Annotated in this window: 2 protein-coding genes; both read left to right on the top strand. The window is 61.7% G+C overall.

Translation table 11 applies throughout. From position 1 onward, the window contains the following. On the top strand, positions 1–1,833 hold a 1,833-nt coding region (locus WCA53_RS31745), incomplete at its 5' end, for a DUF4118 domain-containing protein (RefSeq protein ID WP_423921043.1). Between the two features lie 5 nt (positions 1,834–1,838). After that, on the top strand, positions 1,839–2,537 hold the full coding sequence (gene kdpE, locus WCA53_RS31740; protein ID WP_423921040.1) for a two-component system response regulator KdpE: 699 nt from the start codon (positions 1,839–1,841) through the stop codon (positions 2,535–2,537). Positions 2,538–2,553: the final 16 nt, after the last annotated feature.

Raw genomic sequence — 2,553 nt, 5'->3', positions numbered from 1 at the left:
AAGCTAGTCGCGGGCGCATCCGCGCGACGCGGTATCGGCCGCTGGTTGCATCGGCCGTTCGGCGAGCGGCTGGCCGAACAGGCGGGCGATCTCGATCTCACGCTGATTCGCGCGCGTGAGCCCGACAACGACGGCGGCCATCCCGACACGCCCGACTGGCGTAATGCATCGATTCTATTGCGCGAGCAGCGCACGCCACTGCGCGGTTACGTCTACGCCATCGGCACTTGCGCCGTGATCACCCTGATCGCCAGTCTGGTCAGCGAACGGCTCGATCTCGCCAATCTCGTGATGCTTTATTTGATCGGCGTGATTTTCACGGCGGCGCGAGTTGGGCGCGGTCCGGGCGTACTACTTTCGTTTCTGGGCGTGGCGGCATTCGATTTCTTCTTCGTCCCGCCGCGCATGTCGCTGTCCGTCGCTGATAGTCAATACCTGTTGACCTTCGCCGGTATGTTGCTGACGTCGCTGGTCATCAGCCATCTCACGTCGAGCTTGCGGCGCGAGGCGAGCGTAGCGAGCAAGCGCGAGCGCCGCACCAGCGTGATGTACGCGATGTCGGGCGAACTCGGCGCAGCGCTGACGGCCGGGCAGATCGTGGAGATTGGCATCCGCCACGTGAGCGAAGTGTTTCGCGCGCGGGTCGCTGTGCTGTTGCCGGATTCGACCGATAAGGTCCGCCGGACGCTCGACGCCCCGGAAGTCACATCGGCCGCGGCGCAACTCGACGAACCCGCGCTCGATCTCGATGTCGGCCAGTGGGTCTACGATCAGCAGAAGCCGGCGGGCCGCGGCACCGACACACTGCCCGCCGCGACCGCGCTGTACCTGCCGCTCAAGGCGCCAGTGCGAACGCGCGGCGTGCTGACGGTGCTTACGCGCGAGCTCAATGAACTCGATATTCCCGAGCAGAAGCGCATGCTCGACGCGTTCGCCGCCCAGATCGCGCTTGCACTCGAACGCGTGCATTACGTCGATATTGCACGCGATGCGGTGGTCAGCATGGAATCGGAGCGCCTGCGCAATTCGCTGCTATCGGCGATCTCGCACGATTTGCGTACGCCGCTCACGTCCATCGTCGGATTTGCGTCGATGCTCGTGGAAGCTGATGGCGATACGCGCAAGCCGGAGAACGCGGAGTTGATCGACGCTATCCATGAAGAATCGCTACGCATGACGGGCATCGTCACAAACCTGCTCGATATGGCGCGTTTGCAGGCCGGCAGCGTGCGGCTGAACCGGCAATGGTCGTTGCTCGAAGAGACCGTGGGGGCGGCGTTGCGCGCGTGCCGGCGCGTTTTGGCCGACCATCCCATCGAGGTGCATTTGCCTGCCAGCCTGCCATTTCTTCGACTCGATGCCGTGCTGATGGAGCGTCTCTTTTCCAACTTACTGGAGAACGCCGCGAAATACACGCCGTCGGGGTCGGCATTATCGATTGGCGCCGAGCGTATCGATGTGGATGACAAGGCGTTCGTGCGGGTTTTCATCGACGATACGGGTCCTGGATTGCCGGCCGGCATGGAGGAGCGCGTGTTCGAGAAATTCGTGCGCGGGGAGAAGGAGTCGTCGAAGCCCGGTATCGGGCTTGGGCTGTCGCTCTGCAAGGCTATTGTGAAAGCACACGGCGGTACAATCGGCGCGGCGAATCGGGTGGATGCGCGGCCGGATTCGCGGCCGGATGAACCGCTGGATGGGCTCGTTGAAAAGCTCCCGCGCTTACCGGCGCACGGGGCGCGGTTCTGGTTCACGCTGCCAGTCGATGCCGCGCCGTCCGTACCGAGTTTTCCCGACGAAGCCGAACTCCCTTTACCTGCAACGAAAACTTCATAAGCCTTATGAGCGATCCTACTGTAACCGTCGTGCTGATTGAGGACGAAAAGCAGATTCGCCGTTTCGTGCGTGTTTCGCTGGAAGCGGAAGGCATTACCGTGTACGAGGCTGAAACCGGCAAGCAGGGCTTGGTGGAAGCGGCCACGCGCAAGCCTGATCTTGTGATAGTGGATCTTGGGCTCCCCGATACTGATGGTCTCGATGTTATTCGCGAGTTGAGAAGCTGGACCGAGTTGCCGGTGATTGTATTGTCGGCGCGCACGCAGGAGGAGGAGAAGGTTGCGGCGCTTGACGCTGGCGCCGACGATTACCTGACCAAGCCGTTTGGCGTTTCGGAGTTGATGGCACGGATTCGTGCGCATTTGAGGCGCCGCAATCAGGCGGGATCGAGTGAATCGGCGCAGGTGAGATTTGGCGATGTCATGATCGATATGAGCTTGCGGCAGGTCACTCGCGCGGGGGTCGCCGTGCATTTGACGCCGATTGAATATCGGCTGCTTTCCACGCTTGTACGGCACGCGGGCCGCGTGTTGACACACCGCCAATTGCTACGCGACGTGTGGGGTCCGTCGCACGTGGAGAGCCATCATTATTTGCGCATTTATATGGCGCATTTGAGGCAGAAATTGGAACGTGACGCCGCACAGCCGGAATACATCGTGACGGAAACCGGGGTGGGGTACCGGTTGATTGGGACAGTTTGAGGGGTTCCTCGTGGAG

Source organism: Caballeronia sp., assembly GCF_049581465.1.
In the GTDB taxonomy this organism is placed as follows: domain Bacteria; phylum Pseudomonadota; class Gammaproteobacteria; order Burkholderiales; family Burkholderiaceae; genus Caballeronia.
This window is presented reverse-complemented; position numbering and strand designations above follow the sequence as displayed.

What these genes read in the sequence shown, in the direction of transcription:
- kdpE (WP_423921040.1), top strand. Translation starts at nt 1,839, where the DNA reads ATGAGCGATCCTACTGTAACCGTCGTGCTGATTGAGGACGAAAAGCAG.